Annotated in this window: 2 protein-coding genes; both read left to right on the top strand. The window is 40.0% G+C overall.

The window, feature by feature from the left end:
• On the top strand, positions 1-507 hold a 507-nt coding region (locus tag AC1DPZ_RS28475), incomplete at its 5' end, for a Pycsar system effector family protein (RefSeq protein ID WP_477409870.1).
• Positions 508-543: 36 nt separating this feature from the next.
• The coding region (locus AC1DPZ_RS28470; RefSeq protein ID WP_477409872.1) for a hypothetical protein at positions 544-720 on the top strand (177 nt) is incomplete at its 3' end.

Below are 720 nucleotides of genomic sequence, written 5' to 3'. Positions count from 1 at the left end.
ATCGAAACCATGTTCCGCATCAGCTCAAGCAATCACCAGCGGTTGAGCGATATGGCCGACAATAAGGCTCATATCATGATCACTGTAAACTCTATCATTTTATCGGCTATCATTAGTTTGGTACTACGTAAGCTTGACGAGCATTCAAACCTGCTGATACCAACTTTCATGCTGCTTGCTGTAAGCTTACTTACCATGACATTTTCTATTCTCGCAACCCGGCCGTCTATCCCGAGCGGATTGTTTACGCATGATGACATTGAAAAGAAAACGGTTAACCTGTTGTTTTTTGGTAACTTTTACCGGATGTCGCTTAATGAATACAGCGATGGAATGATTAAAATGATGGACGATAGCGACTTTTTGTATGGCAGCCTCATCCGCGACAATTATTCGCAGGGCGTTGTACTGGGTAAAAAATACAGGTTATTGCGTGCTTCTTATAATATATTCATGTTTGGGCTTATTATTTCGGTAGCTGCATTCATTATTTCAACATTGCTGTAAGCAGTAAATTTTATTACTAAACAAATACTGCTATTTATGGATTACTCATTTTTTGACAGGGACCTGAGCTGGCTGCTTTTTAACGGGCGTATTTTAATGGAGGCCGAAAAGGAGGATCTTCCCTTAATGGAAAGGGTAAATTTCCTGTCTATATTTTCTTCAAATTTAGATGAATTTTACCGCGTACGAATGCCGGTTTTATTGGCCCTGCAC

The sequence above is a fragment of the Mucilaginibacter sp. P4_G9 genome (assembly GCF_056400985.1).
The sequence above is the reverse complement of the archived record's forward strand: the minus strand, read 5'-3'. Positions and strand labels throughout refer to the sequence as shown.